Genomic DNA, 16,138 nt, shown 5'->3' with positions numbered 1-16,138 from the left:
TTTCATGGCGGCCGTGTTATCCGTTTACGTGGACCTCGCCCTCGGCCTGGTCGTGGCGTTCCTGCTGCTGTCGCTGCTGGTGAGCGGGCTCAACGAGGCCGCCGTGCGGGTGCTGTCCATCCGCAGCAAGTTCCTGTGGGCCTACCTCAGAGACACCATGGACGGCGCCGGCCCCAAGGGCTCGTGGCTGCCCGCCAAGGTGCTCGACGTGTTCAGGGCGATGCCGTTCGCCCGTGACCCGCGGCCCGTCCACAGCGACAGGCCCGCGCCCGCCAGCGCCGGCGAGCTCCCCGAGACGGGCACCGGCGCCTCCATGATCAACCTGTTGTACGAGCGGGTCAGGGAGATCGACCACGCCAAGCGGGGCAGGACGAGCATCGCCGAGATCCCGCCCGCCAGGTTCGCGGTGGCCGTCATGGAGCTGATGGCCGAGAACGGCGACGTCGAAGGCTTCCTGGCCCGGCTCAGGCAGATGAACAGCCCCCTCTACGGCCACCTCAAGGGCGTCTGGGAGGCCGCGCAGGGCGACCTCGACCGGTTCAGGCGCGGCGTCGAGACCTGGTTCGACGGCGAGATGCAGCGCCTGTCGATGCTCTACAGGCGCTACGTCAAGTGGGTCGTGGCCGCGCTGGGCGTCGCGGTGACGCTGCTGTTCAGCATGGACGGGCTGGAGTACGCCAAGACGCTGCTGCGCGACAACGCCTACCGCGCCTCGGTGAGCGCCGTGGCGGGGACGGGGCAGGGCGCGTACGACGAGCTCAAGCAGCTGTGCACCGGCGGCGACCCGGTGCCGTGCGTGACCGAGACGCTCAGCCGGCCGGCGCTGGTCAAGCTGATGGGCCACGCGCTGGTCAGCGTCTCGATCCCGGCCGAGGGCGAGCCCGACGTGCGCTGGAACGGCGCCGCCTGGTGGGAGCGGGTCAGCGCGCCCAGCCACTGGCCCGGCTTCCTGCTGACGTACGTGGCGCTGCTGTTCGGCGCGCCGTTCTGGTGGGACGTGCTGCGCCGCATCACCGGCATCAGGTCGCGGCGCTGACCCCGCGCCCGGCGGCCAGCGCGACGACGTCGGCCAGCTCGGCCAGCTCCGCCGGGTCGTCGGTGAGCCGGGCCGTCGCCAGGCGCAGGTGGGGCCGGGCGGTCTGGTCGATCACGTACCGGCTGCCCGGGGCGACCGAGATGCCGTGCGCGGCCAGCGTGACCAGGGCGGCGGGCTCGTCGCGTACCGGCACCCAGAGCACCAGCCCGTCGCCGCCGCCGGTGCGCACGCCGCGCGCCGCCAGCTCCGCGGCCAGCCGCGCGCGCCGCCCCGCGTAGACCTCGCGGGCGTGCGCCACGCGCGCTTCCACGTCCGGGTCGCCGAGCAGGTGGGCCAGCGCGTCCTGGAGGATCCTGCTGGTCCAGCCGGTGCCGAAGCTGCGCAGCACCCGGACCCGCTCGACCGCGTCGGCCGCGCCGCCGATGACCGCGATGCGCAGGTCGGGGCCGTGCGACTTAGAGTACGACCGGACCAGCACCGTACGGCCGGGGAAGCGCGTCCCCATGCTGACCATCGGCGACACCGACAGCTCGCCGATGCCGTCGTCCTCCACGATGAGCGTCTTGGCGGGCTCCAGCAGCGCCGCCAGCTCCGCCGAGCGCTCCGGCGTGACCGCGTGCCCGCACGGCGACTGCCCGCGCGGCTGGTAGACGAACGCCACCGGCCGCGCCTTCAGCGCCTTGGCCAGCGCGCCGGGCAAAGGCCCCTCCTCGTCGCAGGCGACCGGGACGATCTGGACGCCGATCGTCTCCAGGATGTCCAGCAGCCGCGCCCCGGTCGGCTCCTCGATGGCGATGCGGTCGCCGGGCAGCGCCGCCGTCTGGCAGAGCAGCTGCACGGCCTCGTACCCGCCGCCGACCGCGAGCCAGCTCTGCGCCTCGAACGGCCAGGTGGGCTCCACGGCGGCGCGCAGGCGCGGGGTGATCGTCGCGCGGGCGTAGTCGTTGAGCCCGTCGGCGCGGGCGGCGGCGGCCAGCGCGGCCTCCAGCGGCGGCAGCAGCGCCGTGTCGGGGGAGGCGATGGTCAGGTCGATGGCCAGGCGGTCGCCCCAGTGACCGAGGCGCTCGTACCGGATGGGGCGCGGCACGTCGGGCGGGCCCAGCACCACCGTGCCGCGCCGCCGGTCGGTCCTGATCATGCCGTGCCTGCGCAGCTCGGACCAGGCCTCCGCGACCGTGCCCGAGCTGACGCCCAGCTCCCTGGCCAGGCCGCGGACCGTGGGCAGGCGCGTCTGCGCCGTCACCGTCCCCTCCCTGATGAGGTCGGTCAGGGCGGCGGCGATGCCCCGTGCGCTCGGGTCCCCGATGCGCTGCGCCAGCCATGAGGCGTCCACTTTGTCCCCCTGTAAATCTTTGTTCAGCAACAAAGATCTTCTTGTGCAGTTTGCTCCGCTGAACATATGGTCTGTGGCTATTAACGGCAAGTACGTACTGTTTGGGGGATTTGTGGCGACCATTCGCCTTGCTCTGCGAGATTGGGACCATCTCGTGCCGATCGTCACCGGCGCCGTCCGGGCCGAGGGGTTCGAGCTGGACCTCGACTCCAGGGCCGTCACGCCGGACGTGCTCAGCGAGCCCGATCTCGACGGCGGCGAGACCTCCTTCAGCCGGTACGTGCTCGGCCGCGCCGCGGGCGACGACCGGCTCGTGGGCCTGCCCGTGTTCGTGATGCGCGGGTTCCGCCACCGCTGCGTGCTCGTCCGCCGCGGCAGCGACCTGACCGCGCTCGGGCAGCTGAAGGGCGCCCGCATCGGGCTCACCGGCTGGCCCGACTCCGGCAACACCTGGACCCGCGCTCTGCTGCGCGCCGAGGGCGTGGACCTGGCCGGCGTCACCTGGACGGTCGGCCCGCTCGTCGCGGGGGAGACCGGCAAGGACCGCGTCGGCCCCGTGCCGTTCCCCTGCAACGTCTCGCTCACCGACGACGGCCTGGCCGAAGGGCTCGCCGAGGGCCGCTACGACGCCATCATGACCCCGTTCATGCCGGAGGAGTTCTTCACCCCGGAAAGCCGCTTCCGCCACCTGCTGCCCGACCACCGCGCCGCCGAGCTGGCCTACTACCGGCGGACCGGCTTCGTGCCCGGCATCCACCTGGTGACGCTCAAGCGCGAGAGCGTCGAGCGGAACCCGTGGCTGCCGCAGGCCGTGACGGAGCTGTTCGAGCGCTCCAAGCGGCACTGGCTGGCCCGCCGCCGCCTGCTCGCCGACACCACGCCGTGGCTGCTCGCCGACCTCACCGGCACGGCCGCCACCTTCGGCGCCGACTGGATGCCGTACGGCGCCGCCCCCAACGCCGCCATGGTCGCCGCGTTCTGCGCCGAACTGCACGCCCAGGGCATCGCGAACCGCCGCATCGAAGCCGAGGAGGTCTTCGCCGCATGACCGGCCTGAGAATCGCCGTGGGCCAGTTCGCCTCGGCCGAGGACTGGACCGCCAACCTCAAGACCTGCAAGGAGCTGATCGACGGCGCCGTGGCCGGCGGGGCGGACCTGCTCGTGCTGCCCGAGGGCGCGCTCGCGCTCTTCGTGGACGAGCCGGTACGCATCCGCGAGGCCGCCCAGCCCCTGGACGGCCCGTTCGTCACCGGCCTGGTCGAGCACACCCGCGGCTCGTCCACCACCGTGATCGCGGGCGTGCACGTGCCCGCCCCCGACGGCCGCGTCTCCAACGTGCTCGTCGCCGCCAGGGACGGCGAGATCGCCGGCACGTACGTCAAGCTCCACCTGTACGACGCCTTCGGCCGCCGCGAGTCCGACAACGTCGTCCCCGGCGTGAACGCGCCCGTCGTCATCGACGTCGCCGGCTGGAAGGTCGGCCTGATGACCTGCTACGACGTGCGCTTCCCCGAGATGGCGAGGCTGCTCGCCGACCAGGGCGCCCAGGTGCTCGCACTGCCTGCCGCCTGGGTGCGCGGCCCGGCCAAGGAATGGCACTGGGAGGTCATGGTGACCGCCCGAGCCCTGGAGAACACCTGCTACGTCGCCGCGTCCGGCGAGTGCGGCCGCCGCAACATCGGCGCCAGCATGATCGTCGACCCGCTCGGCATCACCAGGGCCCGCCTCGGCGACGCGCCAGGACTGCTGTGGTCCGACGCCTCCGCCGCCGAGCTGGAAGCCGCCCGCACGACGCTGCCCGTCCTCGAGAACCGGCGCTTCGCCGTGGACCCGCGATTGGAGCCGCATGTCTAAGCACGCGACCGCGCTGCTCGCCACCGCCGCACTCCTGCTGGCCGGCTGCGGCGCCAACCCCCCGGAGGCCGAGGGCGTGCTGGAGCCCGCAGGACAGAGCTCCGCCGCCGCCCAGACCAAGGACCAGGCCCTGCACGACCGGCTGCCCGACAAGGTGAAGCAGGCCGGCAAGCTGGTCTCGGTCAACAACGGCTCGTTCCCGCCGTACGAGATCGCCGGCCCCGACGGCAGGTCGCTGACCGGCGCCGCCGCCGACATGGCCGACGCGCTCGGCCAGGTGCTCGGCGTCAAGATCGAGCACGTCACCGTGGACGGCCTGCCCAGCTCGCTGACCGGCATCGCCTCCGGCCGCTACGACTTCGCCATCGGCCCCGTCGGCGACTTCCCCGACCGGCAGAAGGCCAACGACTTCATCGACTGGGTGAAGGAGTACGTCGTCTTCGCCGTGCCCAAGGGCAACCCCGACGGCATCGGCTCGGTCGCCGACACGTGCGGGCTGAAGATCTCCGTCATGGCCGGCGGCTCCGCCGAGGCGGTGATCAAGGGGCAGTCGGCGGCCTGCGTCAAGGAGGGCAAGCCGAAGATCACCGTGCAGTCGTACAAGGACCAGCCGACCTCCGTGCTGGCCGTCAGCTCGGGCCGCGCGGACGCGTTCTTCTCCTCCCAGGCGCCGCTCACGTACTTCGTCGACCAGGCCGGCGGCAAGCTGGAGCTGGCCGGCAAGGGCCGGCCCAACGGCTTCGACGACCTCTACCAGGGCGCCGTCGTGGCCAAGGGCTCGCCGCTGCGCGACGTGCTCAAGGACGCCTTCCAGCAGCTCATGGACAACGGCACCTACGACAGGATCATGGCCAAGTGGAAGACCAGCGACAACAAGCTGGACCAGGCCGGCGTCAACCTGGCGAAATCATGACCCAACTCCCCGAGATCGACGTCGCGGGCGCCGCGCGCACCCGCCATCCGCTGCGCTGGGTCGCCTCGGTCGTCCTGCTCGTCCTCGCCGCCCAGCTCGTCAGCCTGCTGGTCACCAACCCCAACTTCCAGTGGGACGTCGTCGGCAGCTACGTCAACGCGCAGATCATCGGCCAGGGCATCTTCACCACGCTGCTGCTCACCGTCATCGCCATGACGGTCGGCGTGGCGCTGGGCGTGCTGCTGGCCGTCGGCCGCCTGTCGGAGAACCCCGTCGCCCGCGCCGCCTGCGGGCTCTACGTCTGGTTCTTCCGCGGCACGCCGGTGCTCGTGCAGCTCGTGCTCTGGTACAACCTGTCGTACCTGCTGCCGGAGATCTCCTTCGGCATCCCGTTCGGGCCCGAGTTCGTCACCGCCGACACCAACGTGCTCATCACGCCCCTCCTGGCCGCCATCCTGGGGCTCGGGCTGAACGAGGGCGCGTACATGGCGGAGATCATCCGCGGCGGCCTCATGTCCGTCGACCCCGGCCAGAGCGAGGCCGCCGCCGCGCTCGGCATGAGCAACGGCCGCACCTTCCGCCGCATCGTGCTGCCCCAGGCCATGCGCTTCATCATCCCGCCCACCGGCAGCCAGGTCATCAGTATGCTCAAGGCGACCTCGCTGGTGAGCGTCATCGCGCTGGCCGACCTGCTCTACACCGTGCAGTCCATCTACAACCGCACCTTCCAGACCATCCCGCTGCTGATCGTCGCGTGCGTCTGGTACCTGATCATCACCTCGATCCTGTACGTCGGCCAGTCGTTCATCGAGCGCCACTACGCGCGCGGCGCCACCAGGAACGCGCCGCAGAGCTTCTGGGCCTTCGCGACCTTCCGCCGCCGCCGTCCCACGGAGGTGTCCTCATGAGCATGCCCATGGTGCACGCCCGCGCCGTACGCAAGCACTTCGGCCACCTGGAGGTGCTCAAGGGCATCGACCTCGACGTCCAGGCCGGCGAGGTCGTGGTCGTCCTCGGGCCGTCCGGCTCCGGCAAGTCCACGTTCCTGCGCTGCGTCAACCACCTGGAGACCATCGACGGCGGCGCCATCCACGTGGACGGTGAGCTGATCGGCTTCGAGGCGCGCGGCGGCAAGGTCCGCCACCTGCGCAAGCGCGACATCACCCGGCAGCGCAGGGAGATCGGCATGGTCTTCCAGCAGTTCAACCTCTTCCCGCACATGACCGTGCTGCAGAACGTCATGGAGGCCCCCGTCGGCGTCCGCAGCGAGCCGCGCGAGCAGGCCAGGGAACGCGCGCACGCGCTGCTGCGCCGCGTCGGCCTGGAGGACAAGGCGGGCAGCTACCCCCGCCAGCTCTCCGGCGGTCAGCAGCAGCGCGTCGCGATCGCCAGGGCGCTCGCCATGCGGCCCAAGCTCATGCTGTTCGACGAGCCCACCAGCGCCCTCGACCCCGAGCTGGTCGGCGAGGTGCTGGCCACCATGAAGGGCCTGGCCGAGGACGGGCTCACCATGATCGTGGTGACCCACGAGATCGGCTTCGCCCGCGAGGTGGCCGACCGGGTGGTGTTCATGGACGGGGGAGTGGTCGTCGAGTCCGGCACCCCCGCCGAGGTGCTGGACAACCCCGGCAGCGAGCGGACCAAGGCGTTCCTCAGCCGCGTACTGTAGATCAAATGGAGACAGAACGGCTGATCATGCGCCGATGGCGCGAGGAGGACAAAGAACCCTTCGCCGCCATGAACGCCGACCCCGAGGTCATGGAGCACTTCCCCGCCCTGATGACCCGCGAGGAGAGCGACGCCTTCGTGGATCGGATCGAGCGGCAGTTCGACGAGCGCGGCTACTCCCTCTGGGCGCTCGAACTGCGTGACAGCGGCCGGTTCATCGGGTTCACCGGGCTGGCGCTGCAGACCTTCGACGCGCCCTTCCTGCCCGCCGTCGAGATCGGCTGGCGGCTGGCCCGCTCCGCCTGGGGACACGGCTACGCCATCGAGGCCGCCAGGCGTGCCAGCCGCTACGCCTTCGAGGAGGCCGGTCTGGACGACATCATCTCGATGACGGCCGTCCAGAACCGGCGCTCGCGCTCGGTCATGGAACGCCTCGGCATGACCCGCGACCCGGCCGAGGACTTCGACCACCCCAGCCTCCCGAAGGACAGCCCCATCCTCCGCCACGTCCTGTACCGCCTGCACCGATGACGGCGCGGCCCGCTATAGGCTGCCGGGAAACGACCCCGGCAGCCTTCCAGCGGAGTGAGGATCGATGCGCTTCCAGCATTCAGCCGCCATCTGGACCGACTTCCCGGCCCTCGTCCCCATGGCCCTGTACGCCGAAGGCATCACGCCGGACGTCTCCGTCAAGGACCGTGTGGCCGTCCACGCCGAACGCGCCGCAGCCAGGCTCGCCACCGCCTCCGAGAGCGACCTGCCGGAGATCCGGGCATGGCGCCGCGCCTTCTCCCGCATGGGGCTCAAGCCCACGCAGTACAGGTGCGCGTCGGAGTCGCTGCTGCGCCGCTACAGGAAGGAGGGCGCGCTCCCGTCCCTCCACCCCCTGATCGACCTGTGCAACGCCCTGTCGATCGCGTACGCCGTCCCGATCGCGGTCTTCGACGTCTCGAAGATCGCCGGCTCCATCGAGGTCCGCTACGCCAAGGGCGACGAGACGTACCTCACCTTCGCCGGCGAGACGGAGCACCCGCCCGCGGGCGAGGTCGTCTTCGCCGACGCCGAGGGCCGCGCCCACGCCCGCCGCTGGACCAACCGCCAGAGCGGCCTCTCGGCCGTCCGCGACGAGACCTCGACCGTCCTGATCATCGCCGAAGCCCTGCACGAAACGGCCGAAGCCGACCTGACGCATCTGCTGTCCACGCTGACGACCGAGCTCACCACCCTCTGGCCCGTCACCCCGAAGTCGGCCCTCCTCACGCCGACCTCCCCGGCCTTCACCGCCTAACGGGCGGCGTCCTCGGGCCGTCTGAGCTTGTAGACCCCGTACAGCGTCTCCAGGCCGCCGAGGACCATCAGGACGACGCCGATCTTGGACGGGGTGAAGATGACGATCTCCTCGTCGAGCCCGAACAACCAGAGCGCCAGCCCTGCCACGAAGGTGAGCGAACCGGTGAACAGTGTCTTCCGGGCAGAAGTCATGGGCAGTCCTTGCATCGCGTACGGATCTTGGCGAAAAGCCTAGTCAGGCACCGTCCGGGCGACCTCCTGCCGCTGTGGGAGATCGCCCTACATCTTTCGGCTGACCCGCGCGGCTAGGACATGCAGGCGCCGGCCTGGGTGATGTCGCGCTGCTCCACCCAGAAGCGCGTGCCGCCCACCACCGTCGTCGTCTTCACGACGACGAGCCCGTCGGCGATCTTGCGGGTCTCGCCCTGGTAGATCCTGACCGTGCTGCCCTTCCTGAAGAAGTTGCTCCAGTCCCACCCGGTCCTCGTCGGGAAGTGGCGCCGGGTGCTCCTGACGACCTCCATCGGGCAGATGACCGCCGCGGCCTGCTTCGCCGTCGTCGCGGATGAGCTCGCCGCGGACGAGCTCGTCGTGGATGAGCTCGTCGCGGCGAGGGAGGTCGCCGGCGTGACGAGGGTGAGAGTGGCGACGGCGGCGACGGCGGTGACGGCGGCCGACCTGGTGAATGCCATGTGATTCCCTTTCCTGCCTGTTCGGACGTTCCACAGGACAGGAAAAGGGACGGCCTGTTTCCTCGGCGTTTCCGTGACACGAGAACGGCCCGGCATCGGAAGGCGATGCCGGGCCGTTCTGAAGGAGCCGCGTGTCTACACGTCGTAGTAGAGCTCGAACTCGTGCGGGTGCGGGCGGAGGCGGATCGGGTCGACCTCGTTCTCCCGCTTGTACGACACCCACGTCTCGATCAGGTCAGGCGTGAACACGCCGCCCTCGAGCAGGTAGTCGTGGTCGGCCTCCAGGGCGGCGAGCACCTCGGGCAGCGAGCCGGGCACCTGCGGCACCTGGCGCGCCTCCTCCGGCGGCAGCTCGTAGAGGTCCTTGTCGACCGGCTCCGGCGGCTCGATCTTGTTGCGGATGCCGTCGATGCCGGCCATCAGCATGGCCGAGAACGCGAAGTACGGGTTGCACGACGGGTCGGGCACCCGGAACTCGATGCGCTTGGCCTTCGGGTTGGAGCCCGTGATCGGGATGCGGACGCAGGCCGACCGGTTGCGCTGGGAGTAGACCAGGTTGACCGGAGCCTCGTAGCCCGGCACCAGACGGTGGTAGGAGTTGACCGTCGGGTTGGTGAACGCCAGCAGCGACGCGGCGTGCTTGAGCAGGCCGCCGATGTAGTAGCGGGCGGTGTCGGACAGGCCCGCGTAGCCGACCTCGTCGTAGAAGAGCGGCGAGCCGTCCTTCCACAGCGACTGGTGGCAGTGCATGCCGGAGCCGTTGTCACCGAAGATGGGCTTCGGCATGAACGTCACCGTGTGCCCGTATTCGAGCGCCGTGCTCTTGATGACGTACTTGTAGAGCATGAGGTTGTCGGCCGTCTTGAGCAGCGTGCCGAACTTGAAGTCGATCTCCGCCTGCCCGGCCGTGCCGACCTCGTGGTGCTGCATCTCGACCTCGATGCCGGCCTCGATGAGGTTGCGGACCATCTCGGAGCGCAGGTCGGTGAAGTGGTCCATCGGCGGCACCGGGAAGTAGCCGCCCTTGTAGCGCGGCTTGTAGCCGAGGTTGCCGCCCTCGGTGGCCTTGCCGGTGTTCCAGGCGCCCTCGATGGAGTCGATGTAGTAGTAGCCGGCGTTCTGCTTCGTCTCGAAGCGCACGTCGTCGAAGATGTAGAACTCGGCCTCGGGGCCGAAGTAGACCGTGTCGGCGATGCCCGTGCCCTTGAGGTATTCCTCCGCCTTGCGTGCGACGTTGCGCGGGTCGCGGCTGTAGGCCTCGCCCGTCAGCGGGTCGTGCACGAAGAAGTTGAGGTTGAGCGTCTTGTGCTGACGGAACGGGTCGAGCACGGCGCTGGACGGGTCGGGCAGAAGGAGCATGTCGGACTCGTGGATCTGCTGGAAGCCGCGGATCGACGAGCCGTCGAACATGAGTCCGTCGGTGAAGACACTCGCACTGAAGTTCTCGACCGGGAAGGTGAAGTGGTGCGTCGTCCCCGGCAGGTCGGTGAACCTGACATCGACGAACTGCACCCCTTCGTCACTGATGAACTTCAGGACGTCGTCGGCGGAGTTGAACACTCTCGAACCTCCCTGAGGACTGGCCATCATGGCGACGCTAGGGCGTGGCCGTTTCCGTACGGTGTCCCGATTGTTTCGCACGTGTTACGCGCGGTCTGCCTGATCACAGGGCCTGCGGGGGGCCGCTCACGTCCCCTCGACGGTCTGGCACTCCCCGTCGTCCGGCGTGTCGTCCAGCGCGTACGGATCGTCGACCTTGCCGTCCGGCACCGTCAGATCCGCCGGAGAGTCGGCGTACATGGGGTGGATGTAGTCGTCGTCCACGTCGCACCGGGCCGGCGCGAAGCCCGCGCCCCACTCGTCGGCCCAGACCACCAGCTCGCCGTCCTGGCGGTAGACCGTCACCGCGCCCTCGTGCTCGGCGACCAGCCGGATGGCCGAACCGGGCTGGCCAGGCCGCTGGATCGCGTACGCGATGAGGTATTTCGTGCTGAGCTTGGCGCCGGTCCGCCCGTCCTCCTTGTACTCCGAGATCGTCGTCCGGCCCTTCACCTTGATCACCGTGGACGCGAACTCGGCGGTCTTCGGCGCGAAGATCGGCAACCAGGTGGCCGCGCCGTCCTTGCGGAAGTTCGCCCGCTGCTCGGGGTGCAGCTGCCGCGTGAACGCCGTGGGCCGGCCGCCCACCATCATCTTCCTGTCGAGGTACGCCCCGGCCAGCAGCTTGCGCGTCCGCGCCAGGCCCCTGGCGACGTCCTGCTTCGACAGCCCGCCGATCGCCTCGGCGGGCGGCATGACGAACCCGGCGGCGCCGGTCGGCCACTTCTCGGCCGGCGAGCCCTTGAACGGCTCGGCGGAGTCGCTCACGGCCGCATCGGACGCGCCGTTCTCCTTCACCGGGCCCCGGACGGCCGTGGTCTCCTCGGGCACCACGCCCGTGAAGGGGACCAGGTCGGGGCGGAACTCCACGACGACCCAGCCCACCAGGATCACCACCGACAGCACGGCGCCCGCCCACCACGCCGCGCTCGCCCTGCGCCGTGGCGGCTCCGGCTCGTCCCAGCCGGGCTCGCGGCGTAAGGGCTCGGGCTCGGGGTTCATGGCGTGCCGTGACGCCCTGGCGCCCCTCTTCGCCGCCGCGCTCATCTCGCGCTGCTGCTCGGGGCCGATCTGTCCGACGACGTCGGTGAAGCGCTGATCAAGGTCATCTCCATGTGGCATGAGGACTATCTTGGCCGATCTCGCGACGTGCTCGGGTCACAATTCGGACCGGCCCCGCGTGCGGCTACCGTGGAGTGCATGAGCAGCAAGGAGCCTCGGTGGACGCAGACCTGGCTGGGCGGCGTCCGCGCCGCGGGGGTCGATCTCGGCTACCCGGGAGAGCGTCTGGGGCTGCCCCAGGAGGGCAGCGGGTCGGTGGCCGGATGGGGGCGCAGGATCGGCGCGCTCGTCATCGACTGGATGATCTGCACGTGGGTGGTCGTCCAGCTGCTGCTCAGGATGAACCCGGCCGAGTCGCCGTGGGCGCCCGCGCTGGTGTTCGCCGTTCAATATCTGCTGCTCGTCGGCTTCATGGGGCAGACGTTCGGCCACCGGCTCATGGGCGTCAGGATCGCCGCGATGGACGGCCGCGACCCGCGCTGGCTGCCCGTCCTCGTGCGGACGGTGCTGCTCTCCCTGGCCGTGCCCGCCGTCATCTGGGACCGCGACCACCGCGGCGTGCACGACCGCGTGTCCAACACGGTCGTCGTCCGCATGTGACGCCTCCTCGGTGAAAAACCGTACCGGGTGTGCATTCTTACCCGGGACGGTTCCCGCCGGCCCCTCCCGCACGTGTGCCCGATGCGGGCACTGCGCGAAGGAGAACCGCCTCACCCAGGCCGCGTTCGCGCGCAGCTGAAGATGGCGGTGCCGGGCAGGTGCCGGCCGCGCAGCGGGCTCCAGCCGCCCCACACCCGCTCGTGCCCCTCGGGCCACTCGGGCTCGACCAGCCCGGTGATGGTCAGACCTGACGCGGCCAGCAGGTTGACCCAGTCGGCCATCGTGCGGTGGTGCTCGACGTAGGTGAGCGTGCCGCGCTCGTCGCGCTCCTCGTAAGGGGAGCGGTCGAAGTAGGAGCGGTCGGAGGTCAGCCCCCGCGGCCCTGGATCGTCGGGGAAGGCCCACCTGATCGGGTGGCTCACCGAGAACACGAACCTTCCGCCCGGCCGCAGTACCCTGCGCACCTCGCGGAAGACCGCCAGCGGATCGGCCACGAACGGCAGCGCGCCGTACGCCGAGCAGGCCACGTCGAACGCCTCCCCGGCGAACGGCAGCAGCTCGGCGTCGGCCTGCACCACCGGGACGCGGACGCCGCTGTCGAGGTCGATGCGCTGGGAGTGGCGGAGCTGGCGGTGCGAGATGTCGAACGCCGCCACCCGCGCCCCGCGCGTCACCAGCCACCGCGCGCACTGGGCGGCGCCGCAGCCGATCTCCAGCACCCGCCGCCCGCGCACGTCGCCGAGCAGGCCCGCGTCGGCCTCGTCGAGCCCCTCAGGGCCCCACACGAAGCCGCTGTCACGCAGGAACCCGCCGTGCTCGACCTGGTAGTCGTCGGCGTTGCCGTCCCACCAGCCGCGGCTGGCCCGCGACGAAGGCGACAGCACTAGCGCATCTTGGGGCCGCGCGGGATGCGGGCGCCCTTCGGCATCGGGCCCTTCGGCATCGGCATGTTGCGCGGCAGCGAGCGCAGGCGGTCCTTCACCTCGTTGACCGACGGCTTCTTCAGGTTGCGCGGCAGCTTCATCAGGTGGCGCTGCAGCTTGCCGAGCGGCACCTGGCCCTCGCCGTCGCCGCACTGCACGTCGTAGATCTCGACGCCCAGCACCACCCGCGAGATGCGCTGCTTCTCCGCCTTGAGCATCTTCGCCACCCGGTTGCCCGGCCCCTCGGACACCAGCACCACGCCGGGATAGCCGACCACGAGGTGCACGATGTCCTGGTCACGGTTGACCGCGATGGCCGGGGTGACCTGCCAGTTGCCGCGCATGCCCTGCAGCACGGCCGCGGCCGCGCCGGTCTGGCCGTGCAGGATCGAATATTGGGCCTTCTGGGCGAGCTGCCCGAAGACCACCAGGCCGACGGTGAACGCGGCCAGGATGCCGAGGAACACCGAATACCACAAGTAGTCCGTGACCAGGCCGATCACGACGACCACCGCCAGCGTGCCCACCGCCGAAAGGAAGACGATCGGCATACCCTTGGGGTTGGCCTGCTGAATGATCTTCGCGATCATGCGGAGCTGCTTGATGCGCCCCGGCTTCTCTGGGTCCTCGGACTTTGCCATGCTCAGAAGGATACAAACCAACTGGTGCGGGAGGGAAAACGCGACCCCCGCCGTTCTTCCCTTGTGACCTAGATTTTCATGGTTACCGCGAGGGGGAGGCGGCGGGGTCAGGCCGCCACGAAGAACTCCAGGAGTTCGGGGACCAGCGCCTCCGGTGCCACGTTGTGCGCCTGGCCCTGTAGTACGCGCCGTACCGCCCCCGGCACCGCGGCCGCCACCGCCGCGCCCGCGTTCGCCATCAGGCCGGGCTCTCGCCTCCGTTGAGCACGAGCGTCGGTTGAGTGAGCCCGGCGAGCCGGGCGGCCGGCAGGGCGTTGCCCGGCCCGAGCACCGCCGCCTCGTACACCAGCGTGTGCGCCACCGCCTCCATGGCGGCCCAGGACGGATGCCCGCGCATCGCGTCCAGCATGGAGAGCGGCACCTCGGCCGCCTCCACCATGAACCGCTCCACGACCTCGCCCCGCCGCCCGGCCGCGACGAGCGCGCCGAGCTGTCCCGCGAAGTCGCCGGGCAGCGGGGGAGCGGAGTCGTCCACGTGGTACGGCGGCTCCCACACCGCCAGATGCGTGACGGCGGACGTGACCGCGGCGGCCTCCAGCGCCAGCGCCGCCCCCGAAGAGCCGCCGAACACCATGGCCGTCCCGCCCGCCGCCCCGATCACCGCGGCCAGGTCCTCGACCTCCCGCTCGACCGCGTACGGCGCGGTGTCGCCGCTGTCACCCCGCCCCCGCCGGTCGTAGGCGTACACCGTGAACCACCGGGACAGCCCGGCCGCGATCGCCGCCATCACCGGGTCGCTCCGGTCCGCGAAGGCGCCCTGGACCAGCAGGTAGCGCACGGATATGTGGCAGGCGGCGGCGATGGCCGCCGGGTCGAGCCCGGGGTCGCCGAGCCGTTCCTCGATGAAGGCGTGCGCCTGTTGCAGCAGCGTGCGCCGCCGCGCCTCCTCGGGTAACGCGTCCGTACGGCCGGCGCGCTCGGCCACGGCGGTGCCGATGAGGTCCATCGCCACCGTGGCCAGGCGCGCGGCGCTGTCGGGACGGTAGGTCGCGTGGTCGTCGGCCACCCGCCGCAGCAGCGGCGCGGCCAGCGCGCCCGTGCCCAGAGCGTGTCGCACACGATGGACCGCCACGCCTCGTGGCGATCCTTGGCCGGCAGATCGCTCGTGCGGATCAGGATGGCCATGCGGGTCGTCCCCTCCGTCGGCTGCGCTGACATGCTAACCACGCCGCGCCCGCCCCGCATTCGGGCATGAAGGAAGCCCCGGGACACCGTCCCGGGGCTCACGTCACAGGGCTCACGTCACAGGGCTCACGGGGTCAAGCGGTCTGCCTGGCCTCGATGGCCTGCTGGTAGAGCCGGCCCGCGCGGTACGACGAACGCACCAGCGGCCCCGACATCACGCCGGCGAACCCGATGGCCTCGGCCTCGGCCTGCAGCTCCACGAACTCCTCCGGCTTGACCCAGCGCTCCACCGGGTGGTGGCGCGGCGTCGGCCGCAGGTATTGGGTGATCGTCAGCAGGTCGGTGCCGGCCTCGTGGAGGTGGCGCATGGCCTCGACGATCTCTTCGCGCGTCTCGCCCATGCCCAGGATCAGGTTGGACTTGGTGACGAGCCCGGCCTCGCGGGCCGCGCTGAGCACGCCGAGCGAGCGCTCGTAGCGGAAGGCCGGCCTGATGCGCTTGAAGATGCGCGGCACGGTCTCGACGTTGTGGGCGAACACCTCGGGCTTGCTGGAGAAGACCTCCTCCAGCTGCTCGCGGTTGCCGTTGAAGTCGGGCACCAGCAGCTCGACGCCGCAGCCGGGCAGCAGCGCGTGGATCTGCCTGGCGGTCTCGGCGTAGAGCCAGGCGCCGCCGTCGGGCAGGTCGTCGCGGGCCACGCCGGTCACGGTGGCGTACCTGAGACCCATCTGCTGGACCGACTCGGCCACCCTGCGCGGCTCGTCGCGGTCGTATTCCTGGGGCTTGCCGGTGTCGATCAGGCAGAAGTCGCAGCGGCGGGTGCACTGGTCGCCGCCGATCAGGAAGGTCGCCTCGCGGTCTTCCCAGCACTCGTAGATATTGGGACAGCCCGCCTCTTCACAGACCGTGTGCAGGCCCTCCCGGCGCACGAGCGATTTCAGCTCGGTGTATTCGGGGCCCGTCCTCATCTTGGTCTTGATCCACGGGGGCTTGCGCTCGATAGGGGTTTCGGCGTTACGCACCTCCAGGCGGAGGAGCTTTCGGCCTTCAGGAGCAACGGTCACGTTCTCAGCTTACGTCTCCCGGCGAAGCGCCCGGTTCCAGGGTCAGGAGATGAGCCCGAACCCGCGCACGGCCCGCGCGTAGTGGCCGGCCAGCTCCTCGTCGATCCGCTCCGACTCCTCGACCCCGAGCAGCTCCGACGGGGGCGCCGACGGCAGCACGCCGTCGGCGGTGAGCTGGAACTTGGTCAGCGCCGCGGCCCTGATCGCCGCGACGCTCTCGCCGCGCAGCGCCGCCGCCTGCATCGGCGCCAGGTAGCGCCCGCCGGCCGCCTGCTCGT

The 16,138-nt window shown here is 70.7% G+C and carries 20 protein-coding genes; 9 read left to right on the top strand and 11 right to left on the bottom strand.

Translation table 11 applies throughout. The features are described 5' to 3' along the window. Positions 1 to 4 precede the first annotated feature (4 nt). Positions 5 to 1,036, top strand: a complete 1,032-nt coding sequence (locus ABZW11_RS35485; protein ID WP_355427059.1) for a hypothetical protein — start codon at positions 5 to 7, stop codon at positions 1,034 to 1,036. Here ABZW11_RS35485 and ABZW11_RS35480 read toward each other — a convergent pair. Continuing rightward, entirely contained in the window at positions 1,020 to 2,369 is a 1,350-nt protein-coding gene (locus ABZW11_RS35480) for an aminotransferase class I/II-fold pyridoxal phosphate-dependent enzyme (RefSeq protein ID WP_355427056.1), read from the bottom strand. The two genes, ABZW11_RS35485 and ABZW11_RS35480, sit on opposite strands and share 17 nt — an antisense overlap. Before the next feature lie 154 nt (positions 2,370 to 2,523). Between ABZW11_RS35480 and ABZW11_RS35475 the strand changes: the two genes are divergently transcribed. From ABZW11_RS35475 to ABZW11_RS35445, 7 genes are all read left to right on the top strand, one after another. Continuing rightward, on the top strand, positions 2,524 to 3,417 hold the full coding sequence (locus ABZW11_RS35475) for a hypothetical protein (RefSeq protein ID WP_355427052.1): 894 nt from the start codon (positions 2,524 to 2,526) through the stop codon (positions 3,415 to 3,417). Beyond that, positions 3,414 to 4,223 carry a deaminated glutathione amidase gene (locus tag ABZW11_RS35470; protein WP_355427049.1) on the top strand — a complete coding sequence of 270 codons (810 nt, stop codon included), beginning with the start codon at positions 3,414 to 3,416 and terminating at the stop codon, positions 4,221 to 4,223. The genes ABZW11_RS35475 and ABZW11_RS35470 overlap by 4 nt, the downstream gene beginning before the upstream one ends. Next, positions 4,216 to 5,136, top strand: coding sequence for an ABC transporter substrate-binding protein (locus tag ABZW11_RS35465; protein WP_355427046.1), 921 nt, complete (start codon positions 4,216 to 4,218; stop codon positions 5,134 to 5,136). The genes ABZW11_RS35470 and ABZW11_RS35465 overlap by 8 nt, the downstream gene beginning before the upstream one ends. Further along, positions 5,133 to 6,044 carry an amino acid ABC transporter permease gene (locus ABZW11_RS35460; RefSeq protein WP_355427043.1) on the top strand — a complete coding sequence of 304 codons (912 nt, stop codon included), beginning with the start codon at positions 5,133 to 5,135 and terminating at the stop codon, positions 6,042 to 6,044. Before ABZW11_RS35465 ends, ABZW11_RS35460 begins: the two co-directional genes overlap by 4 nt. Further along, positions 6,041 to 6,805 (top strand): amino acid ABC transporter ATP-binding protein, encoded by a 765-nt coding sequence (locus ABZW11_RS35455; RefSeq protein ID WP_355427041.1) that lies wholly within the window; start codon positions 6,041 to 6,043, stop codon positions 6,803 to 6,805. Before ABZW11_RS35460 ends, ABZW11_RS35455 begins: the two co-directional genes overlap by 4 nt. A gap of 5 nt (positions 6,806 to 6,810) precedes the next feature. Continuing rightward, on the top strand, positions 6,811 to 7,335 hold the full coding sequence (locus tag ABZW11_RS35450) for a GNAT family N-acetyltransferase (RefSeq protein ID WP_355427038.1): 525 nt from the start codon (positions 6,811 to 6,813) through the stop codon (positions 7,333 to 7,335). A 64-nt stretch (positions 7,336 to 7,399) separates the two neighbouring features. Beyond that, a complete protein-coding gene (locus ABZW11_RS35445) occupies positions 7,400 to 8,092 on the top strand; it encodes a phenylalanine--tRNA ligase beta subunit-related protein (protein WP_355427035.1) in 693 nt (230 codons plus the stop codon). Here ABZW11_RS35445 and ABZW11_RS35440 read toward each other — a convergent pair. The 4 genes from ABZW11_RS35440 to ABZW11_RS35425 form a co-directional block, all read right to left on the bottom strand. Then, entirely contained in the window at positions 8,089 to 8,286 is a 198-nt protein-coding gene (locus ABZW11_RS35440; protein ID WP_355427032.1) for a DUF5708 family protein, read from the bottom strand. The genes ABZW11_RS35445 and ABZW11_RS35440 overlap by 4 nt on opposite strands. 113 nt (positions 8,287 to 8,399) lie before the next feature. Further along, a complete protein-coding gene (locus tag ABZW11_RS35435) occupies positions 8,400 to 8,786 on the bottom strand; it encodes a hypothetical protein (RefSeq protein WP_355427029.1) in 387 nt (128 codons plus the stop codon). Between the two features lie 135 nt (positions 8,787 to 8,921). Then, positions 8,922 to 10,346, bottom strand: coding sequence for a type I glutamate--ammonia ligase (gene glnA, locus ABZW11_RS35430; protein WP_345400843.1), 1,425 nt, complete (start codon positions 10,344 to 10,346; stop codon positions 8,922 to 8,924). Between the two features lie 126 nt (positions 10,347 to 10,472). Beyond that, entirely contained in the window at positions 10,473 to 11,507 is a 1,035-nt protein-coding gene (locus ABZW11_RS35425; RefSeq protein ID WP_355427026.1) for a hypothetical protein, read from the bottom strand. A 78-nt stretch (positions 11,508 to 11,585) separates the two neighbouring features. On the opposite strand from ABZW11_RS35425, the gene ABZW11_RS35420 reads away from it, so the two are divergent. After that, the gene (locus ABZW11_RS35420; protein WP_355427023.1) at positions 11,586 to 12,047 is read left to right on the top strand and encodes an RDD family protein; all 462 of its coding nucleotides are present in this window, start codon (positions 11,586 to 11,588) and stop codon (positions 12,045 to 12,047) included. Positions 12,048 to 12,157: 110 nt separating this feature from the next. Here ABZW11_RS35420 and ABZW11_RS35415 read toward each other — a convergent pair whose 3' ends face one another. The 6 genes from ABZW11_RS35415 to ABZW11_RS35390 all read right to left on the bottom strand — a co-directional run. Further along, positions 12,158 to 12,931, bottom strand: a complete 774-nt coding sequence (locus tag ABZW11_RS35415) for a class I SAM-dependent methyltransferase (RefSeq protein WP_355427020.1) — start codon at positions 12,929 to 12,931, stop codon at positions 12,158 to 12,160. Beyond that, positions 12,931 to 13,611, bottom strand: coding sequence for a DUF4191 domain-containing protein (locus tag ABZW11_RS35410; protein WP_355427017.1), 681 nt, complete (start codon positions 13,609 to 13,611; stop codon positions 12,931 to 12,933). The genes ABZW11_RS35415 and ABZW11_RS35410 overlap by 1 nt, the downstream gene beginning before the upstream one ends. Positions 13,612 to 13,718: 107 nt before the next feature. Continuing rightward, a complete protein-coding gene (locus ABZW11_RS35405) occupies positions 13,719 to 13,850 on the bottom strand; it encodes a hypothetical protein (protein WP_355427014.1) in 132 nt (43 codons plus the stop codon). After that, positions 13,850 to 14,728, bottom strand: coding sequence for an alpha/beta fold hydrolase (locus ABZW11_RS35400; protein ID WP_355427011.1), 879 nt, complete (start codon positions 14,726 to 14,728; stop codon positions 13,850 to 13,852). Before ABZW11_RS35400 ends, ABZW11_RS35405 begins: the two co-directional genes overlap by 1 nt. Before the next feature lie 202 nt (positions 14,729 to 14,930). Then, a complete protein-coding gene (gene lipA / locus ABZW11_RS35395; protein WP_355427008.1) occupies positions 14,931 to 15,860 on the bottom strand; it encodes a lipoyl synthase in 930 nt (309 codons plus the stop codon). Between the two features lie 42 nt (positions 15,861 to 15,902). Then, positions 15,903 to 16,138 (bottom strand): hypothetical protein (locus ABZW11_RS35390; RefSeq protein ID WP_355427006.1); only part of this gene is annotated, 236 nt, incomplete at its 5' end.

This window comes from Nonomuraea sp. NPDC004580 (assembly GCF_040609855.1).
Lineage (GTDB): Bacteria > Actinomycetota > Actinomycetes > Streptosporangiales > Streptosporangiaceae > Nonomuraea > Nonomuraea salmonea.
This window is presented reverse-complemented; position numbering and strand designations above follow the sequence as displayed.

Coding starts and splice junctions, on each gene's coding strand:
- ABZW11_RS35440 (WP_355427032.1), bottom strand. CDS start 8,286: ATGACTTCTGCCCGGAAGACACTGTTCACCGGTTCGCTCACCTTCGTG.
- ABZW11_RS35435 (WP_355427029.1), bottom strand. CDS start 8,786: ATGGCATTCACCAGGTCGGCCGCCGTCACCGCCGTCGCCGCCGTCGCC.
- ABZW11_RS35485 (WP_355427059.1), top strand. CDS start 5: ATGGCGGCCGTGTTATCCGTTTACGTGGACCTCGCCCTCGGCCTGGTC.
- ABZW11_RS35470 (WP_355427049.1), top strand. CDS start 3,414: ATGACCGGCCTGAGAATCGCCGTGGGCCAGTTCGCCTCGGCCGAGGAC.
- ABZW11_RS35405 (WP_355427014.1), bottom strand. CDS start 13,850: ATGGCGAACGCGGGCGCGGCGGTGGCGGCCGCGGTGCCGGGGGCGGTA.
- ABZW11_RS35465 (WP_355427046.1), top strand. CDS start 4,216: ATGTCTAAGCACGCGACCGCGCTGCTCGCCACCGCCGCACTCCTGCTG.
- ABZW11_RS35450 (WP_355427038.1), top strand. CDS start 6,811: ATGGAGACAGAACGGCTGATCATGCGCCGATGGCGCGAGGAGGACAAA.
- ABZW11_RS35425 (WP_355427026.1), bottom strand. CDS start 11,507: ATGCCACATGGAGATGACCTTGATCAGCGCTTCACCGACGTCGTCGGA.
- ABZW11_RS35455 (WP_355427041.1), top strand. CDS start 6,041: ATGAGCATGCCCATGGTGCACGCCCGCGCCGTACGCAAGCACTTCGGC.
- ABZW11_RS35410 (WP_355427017.1), bottom strand. CDS start 13,611: ATGGCAAAGTCCGAGGACCCAGAGAAGCCGGGGCGCATCAAGCAGCTC.
- ABZW11_RS35420 (WP_355427023.1), top strand. CDS start 11,586: ATGAGCAGCAAGGAGCCTCGGTGGACGCAGACCTGGCTGGGCGGCGTC.
- ABZW11_RS35460 (WP_355427043.1), top strand. CDS start 5,133: ATGACCCAACTCCCCGAGATCGACGTCGCGGGCGCCGCGCGCACCCGC.
- ABZW11_RS35445 (WP_355427035.1), top strand. CDS start 7,400: ATGCGCTTCCAGCATTCAGCCGCCATCTGGACCGACTTCCCGGCCCTC.